The organism is Mesorhizobium sp. MC2-1-1 (assembly GCF_057597255.1).
This window is the reverse complement of sequence record NZ_CP195205.1, coordinates 1,425,216-1,446,095: the sequence shown is the minus strand read 5'-3', so window position 1 is coordinate 1,446,095 and position 20,880 is coordinate 1,425,216. Positions and strand designations below refer to the sequence as shown.

The 20,880-nt window shown below is 63.0% G+C and carries 23 protein-coding genes; 6 read left to right on the top strand and 17 right to left on the bottom strand.

From position 1 onward, the window contains the following. Positions 1-5 precede the first annotated feature (5 nt). Both srlA and ACR64R_RS07260 read right to left on the bottom strand, forming a co-directional pair. Positions 6-773: a PTS glucitol/sorbitol transporter subunit IIC gene (srlA, locus tag ACR64R_RS07265; RefSeq protein WP_487361000.1), complete on the bottom strand. Its 768-nt coding sequence runs from the start codon at positions 771-773 to the stop codon at positions 6-8. A gap of 51 nt (positions 774-824) precedes the next feature. Next, positions 825-1,262, bottom strand: a complete 438-nt coding sequence (locus ACR64R_RS07260) for a transcriptional regulator GutM (protein ID WP_487362397.1) — start codon at positions 1,260-1,262, stop codon at positions 825-827. Positions 1,263-1,451: 189 nt separating this feature from the next. Here ACR64R_RS07260 and ACR64R_RS07255 point away from each other — a divergent pair, with 189 nt between their 5' ends. Next, positions 1,452-2,090, top strand: coding sequence for a hypothetical protein (locus ACR64R_RS07255; protein ID WP_487360999.1), 639 nt, complete (start codon positions 1,452-1,454; stop codon positions 2,088-2,090). A 97-nt stretch (positions 2,091-2,187) separates the two neighbouring features. Next, the gene (locus ACR64R_RS07250) at positions 2,188-2,844 is read left to right on the top strand and encodes an HAD family hydrolase (protein ID WP_487362396.1); all 657 of its coding nucleotides are present in this window, start codon (positions 2,188-2,190) and stop codon (positions 2,842-2,844) included. A gap of 174 nt (positions 2,845-3,018) precedes the next feature. Here ACR64R_RS07250 and ACR64R_RS07245 read toward each other — a convergent pair whose 3' ends face one another. The 7 genes from ACR64R_RS07245 to ACR64R_RS07215 all read right to left on the bottom strand — a co-directional run bounded on the left by ACR64R_RS07245 (position 3,019) and on the right by ACR64R_RS07215 (position 10,150). Beyond that, a complete protein-coding gene (locus tag ACR64R_RS07245) occupies positions 3,019-4,173 on the bottom strand; it encodes a DUF930 domain-containing protein (RefSeq protein WP_487362395.1) in 1,155 nt (384 codons plus the stop codon). Between the two features lie 128 nt (positions 4,174-4,301). Next, entirely contained in the window at positions 4,302-5,633 is a 1,332-nt protein-coding gene (locus ACR64R_RS07240) for a pyruvate dehydrogenase complex dihydrolipoamide acetyltransferase (protein WP_487360998.1), read from the bottom strand. A 3-nt stretch (positions 5,634-5,636) separates the two neighbouring features. Then, positions 5,637-6,635 (bottom strand): alpha-ketoacid dehydrogenase subunit beta, encoded by a 999-nt coding sequence (locus tag ACR64R_RS07235; protein WP_487360997.1) that lies wholly within the window; start codon positions 6,633-6,635, stop codon positions 5,637-5,639. Beyond that, positions 6,635-7,681 (bottom strand): thiamine pyrophosphate-dependent dehydrogenase E1 component subunit alpha, encoded by a 1,047-nt coding sequence (locus tag ACR64R_RS07230; protein ID WP_487360996.1) that lies wholly within the window; start codon positions 7,679-7,681, stop codon positions 6,635-6,637. The genes ACR64R_RS07235 and ACR64R_RS07230 overlap by 1 nt, the downstream gene beginning before the upstream one ends. A 2-nt stretch (positions 7,682-7,683) precedes the next feature. After that, positions 7,684-9,012: an NAD(P)H-dependent oxidoreductase gene (locus ACR64R_RS07225; protein ID WP_487360995.1), complete on the bottom strand. Its 1,329-nt coding sequence runs from the start codon at positions 9,010-9,012 to the stop codon at positions 7,684-7,686. 260 nt (positions 9,013-9,272) lie between these two features. Further along, on the bottom strand, positions 9,273-9,731 hold the full coding sequence (locus tag ACR64R_RS07220) for a YbaK/EbsC family protein (protein ID WP_487360994.1): 459 nt from the start codon (positions 9,729-9,731) through the stop codon (positions 9,273-9,275). A gap of 152 nt (positions 9,732-9,883) precedes the next feature. Further along, entirely contained in the window at positions 9,884-10,150 is a 267-nt protein-coding gene (locus tag ACR64R_RS07215; protein WP_487360993.1) for a helix-turn-helix domain-containing protein, read from the bottom strand. Between the two features lie 288 nt (positions 10,151-10,438). Between ACR64R_RS07215 and ACR64R_RS07210 the strand changes: the two genes are divergently transcribed. The 3 genes from ACR64R_RS07210 to ACR64R_RS07200 all read left to right on the top strand — a co-directional run bounded on the left by ACR64R_RS07210 (position 10,439) and on the right by ACR64R_RS07200 (position 12,594). Further along, positions 10,439-11,047, top strand: coding sequence for a hypothetical protein (locus tag ACR64R_RS07210; protein WP_487360992.1), 609 nt, complete (start codon positions 10,439-10,441; stop codon positions 11,045-11,047). Positions 11,048-11,285: 238 nt separating this feature from the next. Next, positions 11,286-11,489, top strand: coding sequence for a hypothetical protein (locus ACR64R_RS07205; RefSeq protein ID WP_487360991.1), 204 nt, complete (start codon positions 11,286-11,288; stop codon positions 11,487-11,489). A 115-nt stretch (positions 11,490-11,604) separates the two neighbouring features. Continuing rightward, complete coding sequence (locus tag ACR64R_RS07200) at positions 11,605-12,594, top strand: ATP-grasp fold amidoligase family protein (protein ID WP_487360990.1); 990 nt, start codon at positions 11,605-11,607, stop codon at positions 12,592-12,594. Positions 12,595-12,808: 214 nt separating this feature from the next. Here the strand turns inward: ACR64R_RS07200 and ACR64R_RS07195 are convergent, their stop codons facing one another. The 7 genes from ACR64R_RS07195 to ACR64R_RS07165 all read right to left on the bottom strand — a co-directional run bounded on the left by ACR64R_RS07195 (position 12,809) and on the right by ACR64R_RS07165 (position 17,587). Further along, on the bottom strand, positions 12,809-13,111 hold the full coding sequence (locus tag ACR64R_RS07195; RefSeq protein ID WP_487360989.1) for a hypothetical protein: 303 nt from the start codon (positions 13,109-13,111) through the stop codon (positions 12,809-12,811). Positions 13,112-13,204: 93 nt separating this feature from the next. After that, a complete protein-coding gene (locus ACR64R_RS07190; RefSeq protein ID WP_487360988.1) occupies positions 13,205-13,744 on the bottom strand; it encodes a MerR family transcriptional regulator in 540 nt (179 codons plus the stop codon). Between the two features lie 131 nt (positions 13,745-13,875). Beyond that, entirely contained in the window at positions 13,876-14,199 is a 324-nt protein-coding gene (locus ACR64R_RS07185) for an integration host factor subunit alpha (RefSeq protein ID WP_487360987.1), read from the bottom strand. A gap of 104 nt (positions 14,200-14,303) precedes the next feature. Further along, positions 14,304-15,275 (bottom strand): beta-ketoacyl-ACP synthase III, encoded by a 972-nt coding sequence (locus ACR64R_RS07180; RefSeq protein ID WP_487360986.1) that lies wholly within the window; start codon positions 15,273-15,275, stop codon positions 14,304-14,306. Between the two features lie 9 nt (positions 15,276-15,284). Continuing rightward, on the bottom strand, positions 15,285-16,355 hold the full coding sequence (plsX, locus tag ACR64R_RS07175) for a phosphate acyltransferase PlsX (RefSeq protein WP_487360985.1): 1,071 nt from the start codon (positions 16,353-16,355) through the stop codon (positions 15,285-15,287). Positions 16,356-16,485: 130 nt separating this feature from the next. After that, a complete protein-coding gene (locus tag ACR64R_RS07170; protein WP_487360984.1) occupies positions 16,486-17,034 on the bottom strand; it encodes a YceD family protein in 549 nt (182 codons plus the stop codon). Next, a complete protein-coding gene (locus ACR64R_RS07165) occupies positions 17,021-17,587 on the bottom strand; it encodes a ubiquinol-cytochrome C chaperone family protein (protein WP_487360983.1) in 567 nt (188 codons plus the stop codon). The genes ACR64R_RS07170 and ACR64R_RS07165 overlap by 14 nt, the downstream gene beginning before the upstream one ends. Before the next feature lie 177 nt (positions 17,588-17,764). Between ACR64R_RS07165 and ACR64R_RS07160 the strand changes: the two genes are divergently transcribed. Next, positions 17,765-18,220, top strand: a complete 456-nt coding sequence (locus ACR64R_RS07160) for an outer membrane protein assembly factor BamE (protein WP_487362394.1) — start codon at positions 17,765-17,767, stop codon at positions 18,218-18,220. A gap of 507 nt (positions 18,221-18,727) precedes the next feature. Here ACR64R_RS07160 and ACR64R_RS07155 read toward each other — a convergent pair. Then, positions 18,728-20,869, bottom strand: coding sequence for a sodium-translocating pyrophosphatase (locus ACR64R_RS07155; protein WP_487360982.1), 2,142 nt, complete (start codon positions 20,867-20,869; stop codon positions 18,728-18,730). Positions 20,870-20,880 lie beyond the last annotated feature (11 nt).

The window sequence follows — 20,880 nt, the reverse complement described above, 5'->3', positions numbered from 1 at the left end:
CGCCCTTAGAGCTCGACGCCCTGGCGGCGCGCCATGATGGCCGTGATGCGCTCGGTCAGCATGCCCTTCAGCAGGATGACGACGAGGCCGACGATGGCGTACCAGATAGCCACCTTGACGTGATAGCCGTTGGCGATGACGCCGCGCTTCTCAAGGTCGAGCAGCGCGACCAGCATGCCGCCCCAGACGAAATATTCGCCAGGATTGATGTGCGGGAAGAGGCCGAGCGGCGGATGCACATAGGACACTGCCGCGTCATAGAAGGCGGGCTTGTGCTTTTCTTCCAGGAAGGAGCCGAAGGTGTAGGCCATCGGGTTGGTGAGGAAGAAAACCGACAGGACCGGCAGCAGGGTATAGCGCGTCAGCGCTATGCGGCCCGCGCCGCGGGCGAGGCCGTGGACGCGCTCCTCGCCGACCAGTTCGGTGATGGCGTAGAAGGCCGTCATCAGCACGACCAGCGTCGGGATGATGCCGGTGACGAAGCCGGCGAAAACCTCACCGCCCTTCTGGAAGATGCCGATGAAATACTTGCCGATCGCGGTCAGCCAGCCGAGCTGCTCTTCCTGCTGCACGTTCTTCAGCTGCTCCTTGAGCTGATCGGCGGTGACCGGTGCGTTGTCGGTCGTCGCCTGTGCCAGGACCACGAGATGATCGGTGGCATGCTCGACGCCGAGCTTGCCGTGCCAGGCAGCATCCGAGACCATGGTGCCTGCGACATGCAGGTTGTGCACCGCCAGGTCGGCATGCTGCGCCAATAACGAAATTACAGACATTTCTCCTCCTTATGACCCTGCCGGTCATTCCCAGCCGGCTGCCGGCGTCGTTTAAGCCCTTGCTACGTTCAAGCCGGACAAGCCCGGCTTCTTCCCCGGCTCCGACCGCGCGCGGTCGATCTGCTCGATCGCCCGTTTCACGGCCTCGGCCACACCGGGTTCCCCCTCCCCCATGATCGCAGGGTTGGACCGGAGTCGATCGAGGGGGATACCCTCGAATTCTTCATGTCGCTTGAACTTGGTCAGCACTGAACGGCCGCTCATGACCATCATGCGGCGCACGATGAGATCCGGCGTCACGACCACGAGGGCGATGGTGCCCTTGGCCAGCCTCCCGCGGAAATTACCAGCGCCGACGAAGCCGTCCTTGTATTGGCTGGTGACGCCTTTGAAGACATCCGAATAATGCCGCATCTGCAGCCAGACGCCCAACGATTGCAGCGCCCACACAACAAACAGCAGAAGCAGCGCCCACTGCCAGATCGCCATTTCGGTTTCCTCCCGAGTCTCTTCCTCCGGCGCATATTGAACGGAGGCGAGACGACCCGAAAGTGAGAACATTTGTTTCTTCAGATGTCAACATGTATTATATTAGACACCGTGACACTCCACAGGCGACCAGCCGATTTCGGCATTGGCGGCGCTGTGCTAGCCTGTCGTCAAACGGGATTATGAGACATGGACCTGCCCTTCAGGCACGAACTGGCGCTTATGCCGGACCTTCGCCACCGGCTGCGGCAGTTGCGGTGGTTCCGCGCCACCTTCCGCAGCAGCGCGAAAGTCGTGTCGGAAACCTTCGGCGTGCGCTTCGAGATCGACGAGGCGAAGCTGACGCGCGCCTTCCTGGACTGGATCGAGGTCATGGAAGCGCAGAAGCGATTCGCGTCCGTCGACCGCGCGGACTTTATCGTCTTCGCCGCCGGCCTTGTGCTGCGGGAACTGATCCGGCAGGCGCCGGCGCGCGAGATTTCCGGCCTCACCAACATGATCGAGACGGAAGCCAACGCTGGCACGGCGGAAATCGTGCGGTTCTGGCCGGAGGGTTTCCTCTATACCAACTACTGCGTCTCGGCGATCCTGGCCGTGTACGAGCAGGAGTTCGGCACGGCGCCCAGCATCGACAAATGCGCCGACGACCTTCGCACCTGGTGGTCCTACCGTGAGAACGCGACGGAAATGCCGGCCTATGCAGTAGCCTTCCTCGACCGCTTCCTCGGCGCCGAGCCGAACTGGATCACGCCCGACCGCGCCCAGTCGCGCCAGGCCATGCAGCGCGCGCTTGGGTCCTCGCCGGTCAGCGAGGCTTTGAGGCGTTGAGGCGCAGCCGCCTACTATTGAACATCTGACTTTTTATCGATAGCGGTGTGCGAATTGGCACAGAAGCCGGGAGAGGCGCGTGGCGCAAGCTAGACTGATGATTTTCGACTGCGACGGCGTTCTCGTCGACAGCGAACCGCTGGCCGCCAAGGCCTATGAGCGCGTCTATGAGAAACACGGCATGCCCGGCGTCCATGGCGGCATCATCGCCCAATGCATCGGCATGAAGCAGTCCGACATCATCGTGAAAATCAAGGAACTGACCGGCCATCAGTTCCCGCCTGCCGCCGACGGCGACATCTGGGCCGAGACCAAGCTGCTGTTTTCCGAGGAGCTGAAGCCGACGCCTGGGATCGCGCCATTCCTCAGCGCGCTTGCCGGCGACCGCTGCGTCGCCTCATCGTCGTCGGTCGAACGCATCACCCACAGCCTGTCGGTGACCGGGCTGTCGCGCTTCTTCGGCGAGGCGATCTTTTCCTCCTCGATGGTCAAGAACGGCAAGCCGGCGCCGGACATCTTCCTCCACGCCGCCGGCAAGATGGGCGTAGATCCCGCCGACTGCATCGTCGTCGAGGATTCGCCTTTCGGCATCCAGGGCGCGGTGGCAGCCGGCATGATCGCGATCGGCTATACCGGCGGCGGTCACACCTATCCTGAGCATGGCGCACGGCTGAAGGCGGCCGGCGCCGATTTCGTATGCGCCGACTGGCATGAAGTCGGCCGGCAGTTGGCGGAGCTGGGCGTGCCAGCCTGAGCAACTCCTTCGCTATGCGGCCGTCTACGGCGACATTGCCGCTCCTAAAAGCGGTCCAGCTTTTCGGGACCATGCTTTCGTGCGTTTCACCGTTCCACAGAAGGCGAACCGCGCTATCTCCTTGCTTTTACGCAATTGCGAACGGCAAACCGCTCACACTTTCCTGGAATTGCTCTAGCGGAGACTGGGGAAACGACGGCGGGTCCAGTCACCGGGTGGGACCAAGCCCCCCACGCGGAAGTTGAAGGACAGCACCCTCGTCGCATCGGCGTCGACCTCGCAGCGGAAGCTCAGATCGAACCATTGCGTTGTCGTGCTGAAGGCGGCCTGTGGAGGGTTAAGAACGTTGCCTTGCTTCAGGGGAATCGTCGGTAGCCATTTCGGCGAGTAGTCGGCACTTTGCAATTCCTGGTTCAGAACGTTGGCGCAAAGATTGGCAACGCGCTGATCGCGCGGCACGTTTTCCATCGCGCTCGTGGCCAGCGCGTTGCCGGTTGCGCCCGGAGAATAGAGCTTTCTGACGCCCGGCAGGCCAGAATAGATCGGCGATCCCGCAACCGCGCTGTCGACGGATTTCGACCTCCCCGGGTTCCCGCCAGGCGCTCTCAAGGCTCTCGCCGATTTGAAGGTCATCGGCTTGGCAGGTTTAGCCTTGGCCTTTTCGGCCGGCGCAGGCTTGGCACCGGTCTCGGCCTTCAACGGCATTGGCGCTTCGGCCGCTTGCTTGTCGGCGGGTTGCTGAGCCTCGTCCTGCTTGTCCTGCTGCTGTTTATCGCTGTCCTCGGTCGCCTGCTTCTCTGCGCTTTGCACGGGTTTTTCGTCCGGCGCGACGGTTGCCGGCTCGGCCTTGCTGGAGTCCGCTTGCTGTTCGGGGGTTGCAGGCACCGGGTGGCTGGTCGCAGGCTTCGGCGCGACCGGCGGTTTCGCTGGTTCACTTTGGGTTGGCGACGGCGCGTTGGCTGGAGCGCTGCCTCCCTCGGGAGATTGCTGCGGGCCGGTATCCTTTTCGCCATACTGGAAAACGCGCTTCAGAACCGGGATGTCCTGCGGTTTCGGCGGTTGCGGAGGCGGTGGCTTTTGTACCTGCTCAGGCGGCTTTTCAGCCTTCTGTTCGGGCTTTGGCTCCGGCGGCTTTGGAGCGGGCTTCGGCTTTGGCTGATCGGGCGGCGGCACGATCGCGACGTTGACCGGCTGTTCCTGCTGGTCCGGCTCCTGGTCAGGCCTCGGCAGGCCATAGAACAGGAAGGCTGCGATCAGCGCGTGCAGGAACAGCGATGCGGCCAAGGCCCACCGCCAATTCCGAAACCATTCCCGCATCTTGCCGTTCATCACGCCCGATGTGGAACGAAATAGCGGCGGCTTCAAGCACTTGCCGGGATTGGCGCGAGCTGCCGCCCTGACAAGTCGGTGATCTGAGACCTGCTGCCTAAGATCAAGGCCATCCAGGGAGTGGTGGTTTACACCAGCATGCTCATCGGGTTTTCGATCATGCGCTTGAAGGCGCCCAGCAGCTCCGCGCCGAGCGCGCCGTCGACGGCTCGGTGATCGGTCGAGAGCGTCACCGACATCACTGTCGCAATCTTGATCTCGCCCTTCTTCACCACCGCCCGCTCCTCGCCCGCGCCGACCGCCAGGATCGTCGCATGCGGCGGGTTGATCACGGCGGCAAAGTCCTTGATGCCGAACATGCCCAGATTGGACACCGCCGTCGTGCCGCCCTGATACTCTTCCGGTTTCAGCTTGCGGCTCCTGGCGCGGCTGGCAAGGTCCTTCATCTCGTTGGAGATGACCGACAGCGTCTTTTCATCGGCATGGCGGATGATCGGCGTGATCAGACCGCCGGGGATCGACACGGCGACACCGACATCGGCATGCTTGTGCCTGACCATGGCGCTCTCGGTCCACGACGCGTTCGCATCGGGCACCGCCATCAGCGCCATCGCCATCGCCTTGATCACCATGTCGTTGACCGAGAGCTTGTAGGCAGGCGCCTCGCCCTTGTCGGTCTTCCTCATTGGGGCTGCGGCATTGAGCTGCGTGCGCAGCGCAAGCAGCGCATCGAGCTCGCAATCGAGCGTCAGATAGAAATGCGGGATGGTGGACTTCGCCTCGACGAGGCGCCGCGCAATGGTCTTGCGCATGTTGTCGTGCGGCACCAACTCGTAGGAGCCCTCGGCGAACAGCTTCAGCACCTGGTCATCCGACATAGGCTTGGGTGCAGGCGCAGGAGCGGCGGATGGAGCTTCGACCGGAACCTCGGCGGCAGGTTGAGCAGGGGCGGTCGCACCTTTCGCGGCGACCGCGGCTTCGACGTCGGCGCGCACGACTCGGCCACGTGGACCGCTGCCCCTTATGCCGGCAATCGAAAGACCCGCATCGCGCGCCAGGCGACGGGCAAGCGGCGTCGCGCGCCCGCCAGAGTTTTCAGCTGGCGCCGCGGGCAAGCCGGCCGTGAGAGCCGTCGCAACAGTCGGCGCTTGCAGCGGAGTTTCAGCGACCGGCGCGTCCTCCTTCACGAGAGCGGTTGCCGACCCTGCTTCATAAACCTCGTCGTCGGCATAGATCCAGGCAACGGGCTCACCGACAGGAATGTCAACGCGCTCCTTGCCGGTGACGTTGCGCAGCGTGCCGCTGGCCGGCGCATCGATCTCCATCGCCGCCTTGTCGGTCTCGATCTCGAAGAGCACGTCGCCTTTCTTGACGCGAGCGCCCTCCTCGGCAAACCAGCGCGAAATCTGTCCGGTCGCCATGTCCATGTCGACCTTGGGGAGAATGACTTCGGTCGGCATCGCTCAGCGGACCCCTTTCACGAGGTCGCGGGCAGCAGTGATGATGTCGGGAACCTGCGGCACGGTCGCCTTTTCCAGGTCCGGATTGTAGGGGATCGGCGTCTCGGCGCCGCCGAGGCGCACGATCGGCGCATCGAGATAGTCGAACGCCTCGCTCTCGGCAACTAGCGCGCTCACTTCCGCGCCGATGCCGAGCGTCTTCACCGCCTCGTAGACGCAGAGCAGGCGCGAGGTCTTCTTCACGCTGTCGATTACGGTTTGCCGGTCGATCGGGCGGATCGTGCGCAGATCGACCACTTCGATGTCGATGCCCTCGCCTTCGAGTGCCGCCGCGGCATCGAGCGCCTTCTGCACCATGATCGACGTGGCGACAATGGTCAGGTCGCGGCCTTCGCGGCGGATATCGGCCTTGCCGATCGGCACGGTGTAGTGGCCCTCCGGCACATGGCCCTTCATCTTGTAGAGCAGCTTGTGCTCGAAGATCATGACCGGATCCGGATCGGCAACGGCGGCCAGCAGCATGCCCTTGGCATCGTGCGGCGTCGCCGGCTGGATGACCTTGAGGCCGGGCACATGGCCGAGCCAGGCTTCGAGGCTCTGGCTGTGCTGGGCGGCGGCGCCCGTGCCGGAGCCGGCCGGGAAACGCATCACGACCGGCACCGAGACCTCGCCGCCGAGCATGAAGCGCATTTTGGCCGCCTGGTTGACGATCTGCTCCATGGCGAGCGTGGCGAAATCCGAGAACTGGAATTCGAAGATCGGCCGCATGCCGGTGACGGCTGCGCCCACCGCGACGCCCGCTCCACCCAGTTCGGATATCGGCGTGTCGATCACCCGTTCGGTGCCGTAGCGCTCGACGAGATCGCCCGTCACCTGAAAGGCGCCGCCATAAACGCCGATGTCCTCGCCCATCAGGAAGACGCGATCGTCCATGTCCATCGCGATCGCCATGGCTTCCTGGATCGCCTGGGCGTAGCTCAGTTCACGCACCGCGGCGTCCATCACGCATGCTCCGTGTAAACGTAGTTCTGAAGGGTGGCGATCTCGGGCGCCGGGCTCGCCTTGGCGAACTCGATGCCGTCGGCGATCTCCTTGGCGACCTCGTCACGGATCGCCTGGATGCCTTGGTCGTCGATGAAGCCGAAATCGCGCAACTCGGTTTCGAACAGGGTGATCGGATCGCGGTTCGCCATCCAATCCTCGATCTCTTCCTTGGTGCGGTAGCGGTTGCGGTCGCTCTTGGAATGGCCGCGGTGGCGGTAGGTCTTGGATTCGATCAGCGTAGGCCCCTCGCCCGCACGCGCGCGCTCCACCGCCCTGAAGGACGCCTCGGCCACTTCGGAGAAGATGTTGCCGTTGACGATGACTCCCGGCATCGAATAGGCGGCCGCGCGCTCGGCGATGTTCTTCACCGCGGTCGAGCGCGCCGTCGAGGTCGACATTCCGTAGCCGTTGTTCTCGCACACGAAAATCACCGGCAGCTTCCAGATGGCCGCCATGTTCAGCGCCTCGTGGAAGGCACCTTCATTGTTGGCGCCGTCGCCGAAGAAGGAGACCACGACCTTGCCGGTCTTCATCATCTTCGAAGAGAGCGCCGCCCCCACCGCGATCGGAATGCCGCCCGCAACGATGCCATTGGCACCGAGATTGCCCTTGGCGACATCGGCGATATGCATGGAGCCGCCACGGCCCTTGCAGTAGCCGGTTGTCTTGCCGAAGAACTCGGCGAACATGCGGCTGACTTCGGCGCCCTTGGCGATGCAATGACCGTGGCCGCGATGCGTCGAGGTGATCTGGTCATCCTCGGCGAGCGGCATGCAGATGCCCATGGCGCTCGCTTCCTGTCCGATCGAGAGATGCATGGTGCCGTGGATGAGGCCGCGCATGTAGCATTCCTCCGCGCCTTCCTCGAAGCGACGGATGAGGTACATCTTGTGCAGCACCTGCTTCAGTTGCTCTGGGCTGTACTGGCGATAGACGAACGGCAGATTGGCACGGCTATCCAGGACGGCTTTGCTGGCCACGACGGCTTTGCTGGCTCCGGCCATGATCACGCCTCCGCGGTTCCGTAAACGAGCTTGTCCTGGCGGGCGCGCAGTTCGGCGATCTTCGAGCCCGGCGCGGGCGCCGCATTGGCATAGGTGATGAGCTCGCCCTTCTTGATGGGCGCCGTGACGGAGCCGCCCTGGAGCAGGCCGCAGGGAACGGCGCGGGCCGCACGGGCTTCCGGCGCCGTCATGATCCAGGCGCGGTAGCAGTATTCGCCGATGGCATCGAGCTTGTCGCCTGGTTGCAAATCCTTCTTGGCAACGGCGCAAACCTCGGCGACCGGCTTTGCCAGCGGCACCATGTCGGCCTTGCCGTAAAGCACGACGCGGGCGCAGGTGAGCGGCACTTCCAGCGAGGTCAGGTGATAGGGGCGATGAAAGGTGAAGTACGGGCCCTTGCCCATCTTCAGATCTTCCATGCGCTCCGAAATGCGCGGATGCGACATGTCGGCGACGACGAAGACGCCGGGCGCTACACCCTTGCCTATCGAATAGTCGACCACGCCGACCTTCGACAGCACGCCGCCGTCCTGTTGGGGAACCAGCACCTTCGACAATTCGCCGAGCGTCGCGGCCGGACCGTGCATGCCGGGCTTGTCGGGAACCAAACCCGTCGCATTGGCGATCGCCGCCATCTCGACCATGGTCTTCGAGCCGTCGACGAATTCGACCAGCATACGCACATTCATGTGCCTGCGCTTCGCCTCTTCCTCGTAGTCAGGAGGCGTGGCGTCGATGTTGAGCGGGTTGTTCTTGCCCTTGCCGGCGGCGACGATCGGGTGGCCCATGGCGGAGACGAACTCGATCAGCTCCATGCAGGAAGACGGCTCGTCGCCAGCGCCCAGCGAGTAGGTGACGCCGAGGCGATCGGCTTCGCTCTTGAGATAGGCACCGATGGTGACGTCGGCCTCGACATTCATCATCACCAGATGCTTGCCGTGCTCCATGGCGCGCAGGCCGATCTCGGCGCCGACGGCCGGAACGCCGGTCGCGTCGATCACGACGTCGATAAGATCGTTGCCGATGACAAGGCTGGAATCGTTCGTGACCGCGATCTTGCCGGCTTCCATGGCCGACGTCATCGCCGAGGCGTTTGAAACCTCGCGCGCATGTCCGGTTTCCTGGAACGCGATATCGACGGCCTTGGTGGCCGCCGGAAGGTTGAGTTCGGAAATGGCACCGATCTCGATGCCGGACATGTGGGCGACGCGGGTAACGATGTCGGTTCCCATCTCGCCTGAGCCGATGAGACCGATGCGGATGGGCTTGCCGGACTTGCCGCGTTCATCGAGATCCCGGGCAAGGCCCGTCAACGAAATATTGGAAGCCATGCCGCTTATTCCTCCCATGTCGCATGCTGATTGGTTGCATGACGGGTATTGAACATCTGTATTTCTGTCAAGACTAATGTCCAAATGTTTGGCCAATTAGTCGACGCTTTTCGAGTTGGTCCGGGCGCAACGGCGAAATGGACGGATGTCGAGCGCCGCCGTCAAAACCAAATGAAAGCGAAAGCGCCACAACCGGAGACCGGTCGAAGCCGCTCACCAGGCTTTTCGCGAAGCGCGACGGGGTATTCAGGCGGTGTTTGTTACTGGCAGACGTCGACCCACACGGCGCCGACCAGATCGGCCATGCGCCGCGGCGCGATGCGCACCGCTGCATTGGTCGCGCCGGCCGCGGGAACGACTTCGTCGAAAGGCTCGAGCGACAAGTCGCAATAGATCGGCAGCGGCGCGGGCAAGCCGAACGGGCAGACGCCGCCCGGAGGATGGCTGGTGACTGCCTGCACCTCCTCGCCGCCTAGCATGCGCGGCTTGCCGCCCATCCTGTCCTTGAACTTGCGGTTGTCGAGCCTCGCGACGCCGCTGGTGACAACCAGCATGGTCTCATCGCCGACCCGCAGGCAGATCGTCTTGGCAATCTGCGCTGGCGCCACGCCATGCGCCTCCGCCGCCAGCGCCACGGTCGCCGAACTTGCTTCGGTGACGATGACTTCGATGTCGGGCGCATGATGCTCAAAGAAGGCGCGAACCGATTCCAAGCTCATTGCGAACCCCTGGGCAAGTCTGTCGGATGACAGCGATCGGCGATTTGCACGGCGCAACCATTGTTGGCAAGAGCCAGCGCTTCCGTCTCGCAGGTATCAAAAAAGCCCGCCGGGCGAAACCACGGCGGGCCTGTATGAACGCTTGTCGCGCTCTATTGCTGCGTCCGCCGGTTCTCGGCGGCCGGCACTCTGATCAACTCTTCTTCCGGCATCTGCAGCGCGGAAGCGATGCGCCGGAGCTTGGCGGGATCGGCGTCCTTGCCGTCCTCAATATCGACGATCTCGCCCACGGCCAACCCGCAGGTCAAAGAGAGTTCCTCGATCGTATATCCCCTCGTTTCGCGAGCGGCTTTCAGCGGATTGAGGCCGGACGCGGCAATGATATCGTTGGAAACAGCGTTTCGTGCGGTGTTGGGCATGGCAACTCCTTGAGATGAAACAGATCCGATGAAATTTGGCGTTGCCCGAGACGGGCGGGAGAATGCTCGTTAACAATTGATTTGCCAAGAGCACCATTGCGGCGTCACGCCATCGTGAAGCGCGAATGCCTCGGGGTTCATACATGTAAGCGGGCGCGGCACCCGATCAAGTTCATTTGAAGGTCTCGCGACCGGATTCGTGGGCATTTTAGCCGCCTCGGTTCGTTAGCTTCCTGGCGTCGGCAATCGAAAGGCTGCGCCGGTCATCTCGCGGAAGGATCGGATGCTATGAACCTGAAATTATTCGCAATTGTGCTTGGCACAATCTCAAGCGCCATCGGCGAGACGAACGCATGGGCGGGGGATGCCTCGCGTGTTCGAGGCACTGTCGTCAGCCTTGCCGGGTCGACGCTGACGGTGAAGGATCGTGACGGCAACACCGATGCGATCGCCCTCGCCGACGGGTGGAAGATTTCGGGCGTTGCCAAGGCGTCGGCTGCCGACATCAAGCAAGGTGACTTTCTCGGCGTTGCCTCGGTCTCAAAGGCCGATGGAGGCAGCGGTGCGCTGGAAGTCGTGATCTTTCCGGCCGCGCTAAAGGGCACGGGCGAAGGCGACCGCGAATGGGATTTGCAGCCCAACAGCCGGATGACCAATGGCACCGTCGCCGACGTCACCGAGATCAAAGGCCGCACGGTCACGCTCACCTATGACAATGGCCAGAAGAAACAGATCGCCATCCCGCAGACGACACCGATCGTGACATTCGCCGCGGCCACGCCGGCGGATATCAAGCCGGGCGTCGCGGTGTTCGTCAACGCCAAGCGCGGCGGCGACGGCAAACTCGTGGCGAATCGGGTCGTGGTCGGGAATCACGGCGTCGCGCCGCCGATGTGAGGTCAGCCGCGCCGCAGCCCGACAGTCCCATTCGTGGTTTTCCCGGGATCGCCTCATCCGCCGTCCGACTGGCCGCGCGAACTGCGATAACGAAGCCTTGGAAACAATCCAGAAACAAAAATCTACACTTGGGAAAAATTGTCGAAAAAAACCAGGAGGATAGTCCCCACTGTGGGGCTTGGGTCACCGATTTGGTCCGGTGAGTCTCGGAACGCCCGCGTAAAAAGGAAACGAAGTCATGAAGAAGTCCCTCCTCTCCGCGCTAGGGCTGGCTCTAGCCCTGACGTTCACCATGCCGATCCTGGGCGCTACCAGCGCTGACGCAGCTACGGCGACGAAGCATCATCATCATCATCATCATCATCACGTCCATCATTACCACCATCACCACCATCATCATCACCACCACCACCACAAGAAGACGGCTCCCAAGAAGGCCTGATCCTTCCGTCGTGCCGATGGGAAGGCAGGCCTTCGCTATTTAAGCGTACCGGCTTTCCCGTCGGCGTTCTTGTGACTAAGCATCCGGTGATGCCGAACCGCTCTCCGGACTTTGCATGATGGGAATTCGTGCCAACCTGCCGGCCAGGCATCGCTGGGTACTGATGGCCGCGCGCATCGTGTTGACGCTTCGCCATCCGGCCCTTGTTGCCCGGTTCGCCATAAGACTCGGCTATCTGCCGAATCCAGCCGCTCCTTCGCGCTACAACGAGCTGATGCTGTGGCGGAAGATTATCGACCGCAATCCGCTGTTCGTGACGCTGACCGACAAGCTTGCGGCAAAATCCTATATCCGCGCTGCCTGCCCGGAGTTGCCGATACCCGAAACGCTATGGTCCGGCCTGCACCCTGAAGACCTTCCGGCGGACCTGCTGGCCGGCGGCGTGGTCGTAAAGCCGAACCACGGCTGCGCGATGAACATCTTCGTTTCGGAAGGCCGCCCCGAGAGGGCGGAAATCATCCGCAAGGCGAGGCGATGGCTAGGCAAACCCTACGGGCGGCGCAACGGCGAATGGGCCTACGGGCCAATCGATCGCGCGCTCCTCGTCGAGGAGAGGCTTGATCTCGCAAGCGGATCGATCGCCACCGACATCAAGGTTCATGTCTGCAGCGGCATCGTCAGCCATGTCTGGGCGGAGGACAAGCTTGCCCAGCGATCGCATCTGTTCGATGGCCAGGGCATGCCGCTGCCTGGCCGCGACCCGGACTATCCACGCGAGGATCAGGCGCTGCCGCTGACCTCCCGCCTGCTCGATTTCGTTCGACAGGCCATAGCACTGGCGCCAAGGATCGCCGGGAGCCTCGACCATGTCAGGGTGGATTTTCTTGTCACGAGCAAAGGTCTCCACGCGGGCGAGTTATGCATCTATACCGCCGCCGGCTACGGCACATGGACCAACCCTGCAATCGCCGAGCAACTCGCACGGCTGTGGCGACTGGAAGACTCGGACTATCTCAGGCGCCCGCATCGCGGAGTGAGCCGCTTCTATGTCGAGGCGTTGCGTGCCAGATGCGCGATGCGAGGCACCGGTAAGTTTGACAGTTGAACACAGACATCGCCGGTCAGCCGCAAAAAATCGCGCAGCATATGAAGCTGTCCATTAGGGCCAGCACCAAGCGCGGCATTATCTGCGGCAGGTGCAGCCAGGTCATGCAGATTGGCCCGAAGACCCGCTCAGGCTTGGGAACTGATCGACCACGTGGCACGGAGATGGCGGCCGTCGAGGACGGCCGCCATTTCTATTCCATATCGCCGAGCGATCAGCGCCGGTTGGCAAGAAGGGCGGCGAGCAGTCCAACCACGACCAGCCCGACGGCAGCGGCCGTCGCCGGATGATTGCGCGCCGTGCGCTCGATCGCCTTGCCCCTGCGCCGGATTGCCGGCAGCGCCTCGTGCAGGCTATCGTATAGCTGCGAATAATAGTCGGACGCCGCCTCGCGACCTTCCTCGTAATAGGCGTCACCACGCTTGGCCAAAACCTTCTTGAGATCGTGCAACTGCCGCGAAAGCGCCGCGACCTGCTTGTCGATGTCAAGGTCGGAGAGGGTCGAAAACGATGCCATGCTTGTTGTCCTTCTCTTCGAGAAGGCCTAACGCGCGGACGACGAACCAGTTCCGGCGGACGGCCGCGCGGCATCAAGTGGAATGACGACCGTTCAACGAACCTGGTCGAGCAGGCGCTTGCATTCGAGTAGGTCGAACAGCGCTTCCTGAAGCAAGGCGCGATTGTCACGCGACAATTTCGAAGAGTCGGGTTGTACCGGGCCTTCTTCATCGCTCTTGCCGAGGCCGAAGAAACGGCGGCTGGGCTTCACCTTGGGTTGGCCGACCAGCGCATCCTCGTCGCCGCGTGGCTGCGCGGCGGCCGTCAGCGGCACCTGCTCTGCCTGGCGGCGCTGGGCGATCGCCTCCACCGCGGCCATGTCCCCATTGCCGATGGCGACCAGAAAATGGTTGCCGTTCTCGCGCAGCAGCTTCTGCACGCCTTTGATCGTGTAGCCCTGGTCGTAAAGCATATGCCGGATGCCCTTGATCAGCTCGACATCCTGGGGCCGATAATATCGACGGCCGCCGCCGCGCTTCATCGGCTTGATCTGGGTGAAGCGCGTCTCCCAGAAACGCAGCACGTGCTGCGGCAGATCGAGATCTTCCGCGACTTCGCTAATGGTGCGGAAAGCATCGGGGCTCTTGTCCATGGGCCAATCCTCCACACTGGACCGCGATCCGGCGCATGATGCCGAATCGCGGCTTATTTCAGCGATTTATGAAACGATATTCAAGCCCAACGTCAAAACGGCCGCGGTTTTCAACCGCATTCGCCAGCAGACTACTTGCCGCTCTTGGTCTTGCTGTTCTGGTGCGAGCGCAGGATGCGGTTCTTGAGCACGTTCGACGATTTGAACGTCATCACGCGGCGCGGCAGGATCGGCACTTCCTCGCCGGTCTTGGGATTGCGGCCGATACGCTCGTTCTTGGAACGGACATGGAAGGTGGCGAATGACGACAGCTTGACAGTCTCACCGCGAACGATGGCTTCGCAGATTTCGTCCAGAACAGCCTCGACGAGCTCCGCCGATTCAGTTCGCGACAAGCCAACCTTCCGGTAAACGGCTTCAGCAAGGTCGGCACGCGTAAGTGTCTTTCCCCCCATGCGACCGTCCCATCTGCTCGCAAAAACGTAAATCGATACAGGTAAAGGCAGAGCCTAAGTAATTGATCCGGCAAGGTCAAGAACCGAACCGGCGAGTTCGGCACTTACCAGCGGAGCAACACGGCACCCCAGGTGAAACCTCCACCCATCGCTTCGAGAAGCACCAGGTCGCCCTTCTTGATTCGGCCGTCGGCGACAGCTACCGAGAGAGCCAGCGGCACCGAGGCAGCCGAGGTGTTACCGTGCAATTCGACGGTGACCACCACTTTCTGCTCGGCAATCCCAAGCTTCCTGGCGGAAGCGTCAATAATCCGTTTATTGGCCTGATGCGGCACGAACCAGTCGAGATCCTGCGCCGTTATGCCAGCCTCGTCGAAGGTCGCCTCAATCACATCGGTGATCATGCCGACGGCATGCTTGAACACTTCGCGGCCTTCCATCCTGAGATGGCCGACCGTTCCCGTCGTGGAGGGGCCGCCGTCGACGAAGAGCTTGTCCTTGTGCGCGCCATCGGAGCGCAGGCTCGCCGCCAGCACGCCGCGGTCGGCAATCGCACCGGTGCCCTCTTGCGCTTCGAGCACGAGCGCGCCGGCGCCGTCGCCGAACAGGACGCAGGTCGAGCGGTCGTTCCAGTCCAGGATACGCGAGAATGTCTCCGAGCCGATCACCAGCACGCGTCTGGCGAGGCCGCCACGAATATAAAGGTCGGCGGTGGCGACGGCATAGACGAAGCCCGAGCACACGGCCTGCATGTCGAAGGCAAAGCCGTGATGCATGCCCAGCCGGTTCTGGATCTCGACGGCGGTCGCTGGGAAGGTGTTGTTGGGCGTCGAAGTCGCCAAGATGATGAGGTCGATGTCGGCGGGCGTCATACCCGCGCTGTCGAGCGCCGCGCGCGCGGCCGCCTCGCCCAGCGACGCCGTCGTTTCGTCATCGGAGGCGACGTGGCGCTGGCGAATGCCGGTGCGCTGGACAATCCACTCGTCGGAGGTCTCGACCATGCCTTCGAAGTCGGCATTCTTCATGATGCGGCGGGGCAGCGCGGCACCGTTGCCGCGCACGACTGATCTGATCAAGGCTCTATCCTATTCCTCGGCGTCGCCGGCGACGCCGGACTTCCTGTTTGCCTGGGCAGTCGGGTTGCGCGCGTGGAACAGATCGAGGTCGGCCTCGATCCGGTCAAGCAGATTGTTGCGCACCATGTCGTAGCCAAGTTCGATTGCTGCAGCGAAACCGTCCGAATCGGCGCCGCCATGGCTCTTCACCACGATGCCGTTCAATCCCAGGAAGACGCCGCCATTGGAGCGGCCGACATCCATCTTCTCGCGCAGCCGGTCGAAGGCGCCCTTGGCGAAGACGTAGCCTATCTTGGCCATCAGCGTGCGGCTCATGGCGGCGCGCAGATAGCCGGCGATCTGTCTTGCCGTGCCCTCTGCGGTCTTGAGCGCGATATTGCCGGCAAATCCCTCGGTGACCACCACGTCGACCGTGCCTTTGCCGATGTCGTCGCCTTCGACGAAACCGCGATAATTCATCGAGGCCATGTTGGCCTCGCGCAGCATGCGGCCGGCCTCCTTGACCTCTTCCTGGCCCTTGATCTCCTCGACGCCGACATTGAGGAGGCCGACGCTCGGCCGCTCGATTCCGAATACCGAGCGCGCCATCCCGGTGCCCAGAATGGCGAAATCGATAAGCTGGTGGGCATCCGCGCCGATGGTGGCGCCGACATCGAGCACGACGCTTTCGCCACGCGTCGTCGGCCACAGCGCCGCGATCGCTGGACGGTCGATGGTGGCCATGGTGCGCAGGCAGAATTTCGACATCGCCATCAGCGCGCCGGTGTTGCCGGCGGAAACGCAGGCCTGTGCGCCGCCGTTCTTCACCGCCTCGACGGCTTTCCACATCGACGACTTCCAGCGGCCGTGGCGCAGCGCCTGGCTGGGCTTGTCGTCCATGCGCACGGCTATCTCGCAATGCACGAACTCGCTCACTTCGGCGAGTTTCGGGAACTTGGCGAGTTCGGGCCGCACCACGTCTTCGCGGCCGTAGATGACGAAACGGATGTCAGGGCGGCGGATGGCGACCGTCATCAGCGCCGGGATAACCACGCTCGGACCGTGATCCCCGCCCATGGCATCGATGGAAATTCTGATCACGTAGTGCTTTTCTCACGGTTTGCCTGGCTTGCGGCGGACGCCTGCCAAGATAAAGGGGCTCGCGAAGGTTCGGCGAAAATAGCGTTTTTGCGCCTGCGCACAACCAACTTTTCCAAAATCCGGACCACTCTCAGGACTTTCCAAGCAGCGAACGCAGTTTTTTCTGGAATTCGCTTTCCTCGGGCTGATCGTCGCCAGCGGCATCGAGCGAGGCCCCCTGCTTGCGCGGATAAGGATCTATCGCCAGGCCGAAGAACTGTTCGGCCAATGCGCCGACGTCGATCGTATCGCCCGAGAATGTCTCCGGACTGTCCGGCCCGTCGGCGTCTAGGATGATCTCGCCGCCGCCCTCGAATCCCTCGCGCCCCAGCTTCGACCGCTCGGGCAGGAACAGCGCCTCGACCGGCTCGTCGATATGCGCGGTTACAGGCTCCAGAGTGACAATGCAGGCCTGCGTGATGTCGGCCTCGACGCGACCGCTGACCTTGACACCATTACGTTTCCAAGAGGCCACCAGCAGCTCAGCGCGGTAGCTTTCGACCGAAAGCAAGTCATGTTCGGCTGCAAGCGCCTCGCGCTGTCGCTGATCGGCCTCGACCACGACGGGCAGGCCCTTCTGCGGAAGCCGAGCAACGTTGGCGACAAAGGATACCGGGCTGCGCAATTCAGCGTCCTTCATGCTGGCCTCCTCTCGTCGACCCGGCGGCCGGGAACGCGGCCGTGCCGGCGATGATCGATTCGGTCGGCTGCGCGGCAAGTTCTCTCGAGGCCTCGCGGACATAGTCCGCCAACAGCGGCGCCTGTGGCCAGGAGCCGGCATCCGGCCTGACATTGCGGGCAAGCGCCGCCGCGAGCGCCACCCGGTCGTCTTCCCGGAGGGCATCGTCATAGGCGGCGGTGCGTCCGTAGAACATTCTTGCCAGCTTCTTCATGCGCTTGGGCACGCCGACATCGCTGATTCCAAGCTCGCGCAGCGAATGGTCGACATCGAGGAAGAACTCGTCGATCAGCACTTGCGCGACCTCGGCCGCCACGCCTCGCTCACCATGCAGCCGGTGCTGGACGAGATACATGTGCAGAGACAGCATCTCGAAGCGGCCGAGCGGCGTATCGGGCACATTCCAGTCGGAATAAAGCACCGTTTGCCGCGCCGCCGCCACGATTTGTGCGTAGAGCGCGTCGGTGATGGCGCGGTTGGCATTGCGTTCGCGGCCAAAAAGGCGCTGGAACATTGAGGGCGGTCTCCCGGGGACCTGTTGTTTGATTTGGCCTTGTTGCATCGGCATGCAAGCTGGTTTACCGGTTTTGCGGCCCAGCGCAAGTTGCGGGGATGTGATGGAGAATTGTTGTTGGGTGCGCTGAAATTCAAGTCGTTCTTTGCGCCTGCCCCGGTGGGCGTGGCCTCGCTGATGGTCGTGGTGTCGGCGCTTTCCGCCTGCAACTCGTCCAAGATGTTCGGCGATCTCCATCCAAGCGAGACGCTGACGAAGGGTTACGTCATCGATCAGCAGGCGATCGATTCGGTGCCGGTCGGATCTAGCCGCGAACAGGTGCTCCTGGCGCTGGGCACGCCGTCGACGACGGCGACTTTCGACAACGAGGCATTCTACTACATCTCGCAGACACGCAAGCGCTACGTCGCCTTCGACAATCCGCACATCGTCGACCAGCATGTGCTGGCGGTCTATTTCGGCGCTGACGGCCGCGTCACCCAGATCGCCAATTATGGCCTGAAGGACGGCAAGATCTTCGACTTCATCTCCAGGACGACTCCGACCGGCGGCAAGGACCAGAATTTCCTCAGCCAGGTCATAAACGGCGCCAGCAAGCTGGCCCCCGGCGTTCCGGGCGGCGGCACGCCTTAAGCTTACCTACGACTTGCAGAACGACCAGGACCCGCCGCCCCGCCCGGCGGGTCTTTTTTTGTACGCACTCGTTATCCAGGTGCGGTCACGGGGATGGCATGCCCATGGCCCGAGGGTAGCTTGCGAATGTTGGCGCGGGAACTGGAAGAACTCTTCGACGCGATGCGCCCATCCGAGGCCGCACGCCAGCACACCGGCGACGCTACGAGACCTCGGCAGCCTGGGCCTGTCCGCTATTTCAGGCGCCGGCTGATGGTTACGCCGGGCATCCATCGGCGCGCGATCGTTCGATCGCAAACACGCGCGGCGGGTTCGTCGCCGTTTTGCGCGAAGTTCGAGGGCTGCCGCCAATGCCGGAGCGCGAACCGGATCTGAAACGGATGATCACGCGCTATCAATTGAGCGAGGACCAGCCGCCCGGCTGAGCGGCTTCGCCGTCGATCGTAGCGCTCAAACAAAAACCGCGGGGATCGCTCCCCGCGGATTGGTGTTTTTGCGAGATGTTGCTCAGCCGTGCGCGAGCACGGCGAGTAGCAGCAGCGCGACGATGTTGGTGATCTTGATCGCCGGGTTGACGGCTGGGCCAGCGGTATCCTTGTAGGGATCGCCGACGGTGTCGCCGGTGACCGAGGCCTTGTGCGCCTCGGAACCCTTCAGGTGCTTGACGCCGTCCTTGTCGGTAAAACCGTCCTCGAACGACTTCTTGGCGTTGTCCCAGGCGCCGCCGCCGGAGGTCATCGATATGGCGACGAAGAGCCCGTTGACGATGACGCCGAGCAGCGAGGCGCCGAGCGCGGCGAAGGCCGAGGCCTTGGAGCCCGAGATCAGCAGCACGCCGAAATAGACGACGAGCGGCGCAAGCACCGGCAGCAGCGACGGAACGATCATTTCGCGGATCGCCGCCCTGGTCAGGATGTCGACGGCACGCGCGTAGTTCGGCTTCGAGGTGCCGGCCATGATGCCCTTGTCCTCGCGGAACTGCCTGCGCACTTCCTCGACGATGGAGCCTGCGGCGCGGCCGACCGCGGTCATCGCGATGCCGCCGAACAGATAGGGGATCAAGCCACCGAAGATCAGGCCCGCGACGACATAGGGGTTGGAGAGGTCGAAGGAGACGTCACCCATGCCCTGGAAGTAGTGATATTTGTCGCCGTTGGCGGCAAAGAACTTCAGGTCGTTCGAATAAGCCGCGAACAGCACCAGCGCGCCGAGGCCGGCAGAGCCGATGGCGTAGCCTTTGGTGACGGCCTTGGTGGTGTTGCCGACGGCGTCTAGCGCGTCGGTGGAGTGCCGCACTTCCTTGGGCAGACCGGCCATTTCGGCAATGCCGCCGGCATTGTCGGTAACCGGGCCGAAGGCGTCGAGCGCGACGATCATGCCGGCGAGGCCGAGCATGGTGGTGACGGCGATAGCCGTGCCGTAGAGTCCGGCCAGCTGGTAGGTCGAGATGATGCCGCCGACGATGACGATGGCCGGCAGAGCCGTCGATTCAAGCGAGACCGCGAGCCCCTGGATGACATTGGTGCCGTGGCCGGTCACCGACGCCTGGGCGATCGAGTTCACCGGGCGCTTGTTGGTGCCGGTATAGTATTCGGTGATCACCACGATGAGACCGGTCACCACGAGGCCCACCAGGCCGCAGATGAACAGGTTCTTGCCGGTGATGGCGATGCCGGCGACAGTGCCGATCTCGCCCCACCCGACGGTTGCCGAGGTGGCGACGCCGAGGCCGACGATGGAGAGCAGGCCGGTGACGATCAGGCCCTTGTAAAGAGCGCCCATGATCGAGCCGTTGGAACCCAGCTTGACGAAGAAGGTGCCGACGATCGAGGTAAGGATGCAGGCGCCGCAGATGGCGAGCGGGTAAAGCATCGAAGCGCCGAGCGCCGCGGTGCCGCCGAAGAAGATGGCTGCCAGAACCATGGTGGCGACGACCGTCACCGCGTAGGTCTCGAACAGGTCGGCCGCCATACCGGCGCAGTCGCCGACATTGTCGCCGACATTGTCGGCGATGGTCGCCGGGTTGCGCGGATCGTCCTCGGGAATGCCGGCTTCAACCTTGCCGACCAGATCGCCGCCGACGTCGGCGCCCTTGGTGAAGATGCCGCCGCCGAGGCGGGCGAAGATCGAGATCAGCGAGGCGCCGAAACCGAGCGAAACCAGTGAGTTGATGACGACGCGGTCGTTCGGCTGCAGGCCCATCGGGCCAGTCAGGACGAGGTAGTAAATCGAGACGCCGAGCAACGCCAAGCCTGCCACCAGCATACCGGTGATGGCGCCGGACTTGAAGGCGATGTCGAGGCCGGCAGCAAGGCTGTTCGAAGCGGCTTGCGCGGTGCGCACATTGGCGCGCACCGAGACATGCATGCCGATAAAGCCTGCGGCGCCTGAAAGCACGGCGCCGATCAGGAAGCCGATCGCGGAAGTGATCGAAAGCAGCCACCAGGCAAGCAGGAGCACGACGATGCCAACGATGGCGATGGTGGTGTACTGGCGCGCCAGATAGGCCTGGGCGCCTTCGCGGATGGCGGCGGAGATTTCCTGCATGCGCTGATTGCCCTGATCGGACGCAAGGACCGAACGGGTCGCCCATATGGCGTAGAGAACTGACAGCAAGCCGCAGGCGATGACGGCGTAAAGGATGGTCATTGCCGGATTTT

Excerpts from the sequence above, each read along its gene's own strand:
- srlA (WP_487361000.1), bottom strand. The coding sequence starts at position 773 with ATGTCTGTAATTTCGTTATTGGCGCAGCATGCCGACCTGGCGGTGCAC.
- ACR64R_RS07260 (WP_487362397.1), bottom strand. The coding sequence starts at position 1,262 with ATGGCGATCTGGCAGTGGGCGCTGCTTCTGCTGTTTGTTGTGTGGGCG.
- ACR64R_RS07255 (WP_487360999.1), top strand. The coding sequence starts at position 1,452 with ATGGACCTGCCCTTCAGGCACGAACTGGCGCTTATGCCGGACCTTCGC.
- ACR64R_RS07250 (WP_487362396.1), top strand. The coding sequence starts at position 2,188 with ATGATTTTCGACTGCGACGGCGTTCTCGTCGACAGCGAACCGCTGGCC.
- ACR64R_RS07245 (WP_487362395.1), bottom strand. The coding sequence starts at position 4,173 with ATGAACGGCAAGATGCGGGAATGGTTTCGGAATTGGCGGTGGGCCTTG.
- ACR64R_RS07240 (WP_487360998.1), bottom strand. The coding sequence starts at position 5,633 with ATGCCGACCGAAGTCATTCTCCCCAAGGTCGACATGGACATGGCGACC.
- ACR64R_RS07235 (WP_487360997.1), bottom strand. The coding sequence starts at position 6,635 with ATGGACGCCGCGGTGCGTGAACTGAGCTACGCCCAGGCGATCCAGGAA.
- ACR64R_RS07230 (WP_487360996.1), bottom strand. The coding sequence starts at position 7,681 with ATGGCCGGAGCCAGCAAAGCCGTCGTGGCCAGCAAAGCCGTCCTGGAT.
- ACR64R_RS07225 (WP_487360995.1), bottom strand. The coding sequence starts at position 9,012 with ATGGCTTCCAATATTTCGTTGACGGGCCTTGCCCGGGATCTCGATGAA.
- ACR64R_RS07220 (WP_487360994.1), bottom strand. The coding sequence starts at position 9,731 with ATGAGCTTGGAATCGGTTCGCGCCTTCTTTGAGCATCATGCGCCCGAC.
- ACR64R_RS07215 (WP_487360993.1), bottom strand. The coding sequence starts at position 10,150 with ATGCCCAACACCGCACGAAACGCTGTTTCCAACGATATCATTGCCGCG.
- ACR64R_RS07210 (WP_487360992.1), top strand. The coding sequence starts at position 10,439 with ATGAACCTGAAATTATTCGCAATTGTGCTTGGCACAATCTCAAGCGCC.
- ACR64R_RS07205 (WP_487360991.1), top strand. The coding sequence starts at position 11,286 with ATGAAGAAGTCCCTCCTCTCCGCGCTAGGGCTGGCTCTAGCCCTGACG.
- ACR64R_RS07200 (WP_487360990.1), top strand. The coding sequence starts at position 11,605 with ATGATGGGAATTCGTGCCAACCTGCCGGCCAGGCATCGCTGGGTACTG.
- ACR64R_RS07195 (WP_487360989.1), bottom strand. The coding sequence starts at position 13,111 with ATGGCATCGTTTTCGACCCTCTCCGACCTTGACATCGACAAGCAGGTC.
- ACR64R_RS07190 (WP_487360988.1), bottom strand. The coding sequence starts at position 13,744 with ATGGACAAGAGCCCCGATGCTTTCCGCACCATTAGCGAAGTCGCGGAA.
- ACR64R_RS07185 (WP_487360987.1), bottom strand. The coding sequence starts at position 14,199 with ATGGGGGGAAAGACACTTACGCGTGCCGACCTTGCTGAAGCCGTTTAC.
- ACR64R_RS07170 (WP_487360984.1), bottom strand. The coding sequence starts at position 17,034 with ATGAAGGACGCTGAATTGCGCAGCCCGGTATCCTTTGTCGCCAACGTT.
- ACR64R_RS07165 (WP_487360983.1), bottom strand. The coding sequence starts at position 17,587 with ATGTTCCAGCGCCTTTTTGGCCGCGAACGCAATGCCAACCGCGCCATC.
- ACR64R_RS07160 (WP_487362394.1), top strand. The coding sequence starts at position 17,765 with ATGGTCGTGGTGTCGGCGCTTTCCGCCTGCAACTCGTCCAAGATGTTC.
- ACR64R_RS07155 (WP_487360982.1), bottom strand. The coding sequence starts at position 20,869 with ATGACCATCCTTTACGCCGTCATCGCCTGCGGCTTGCTGTCAGTTCTC.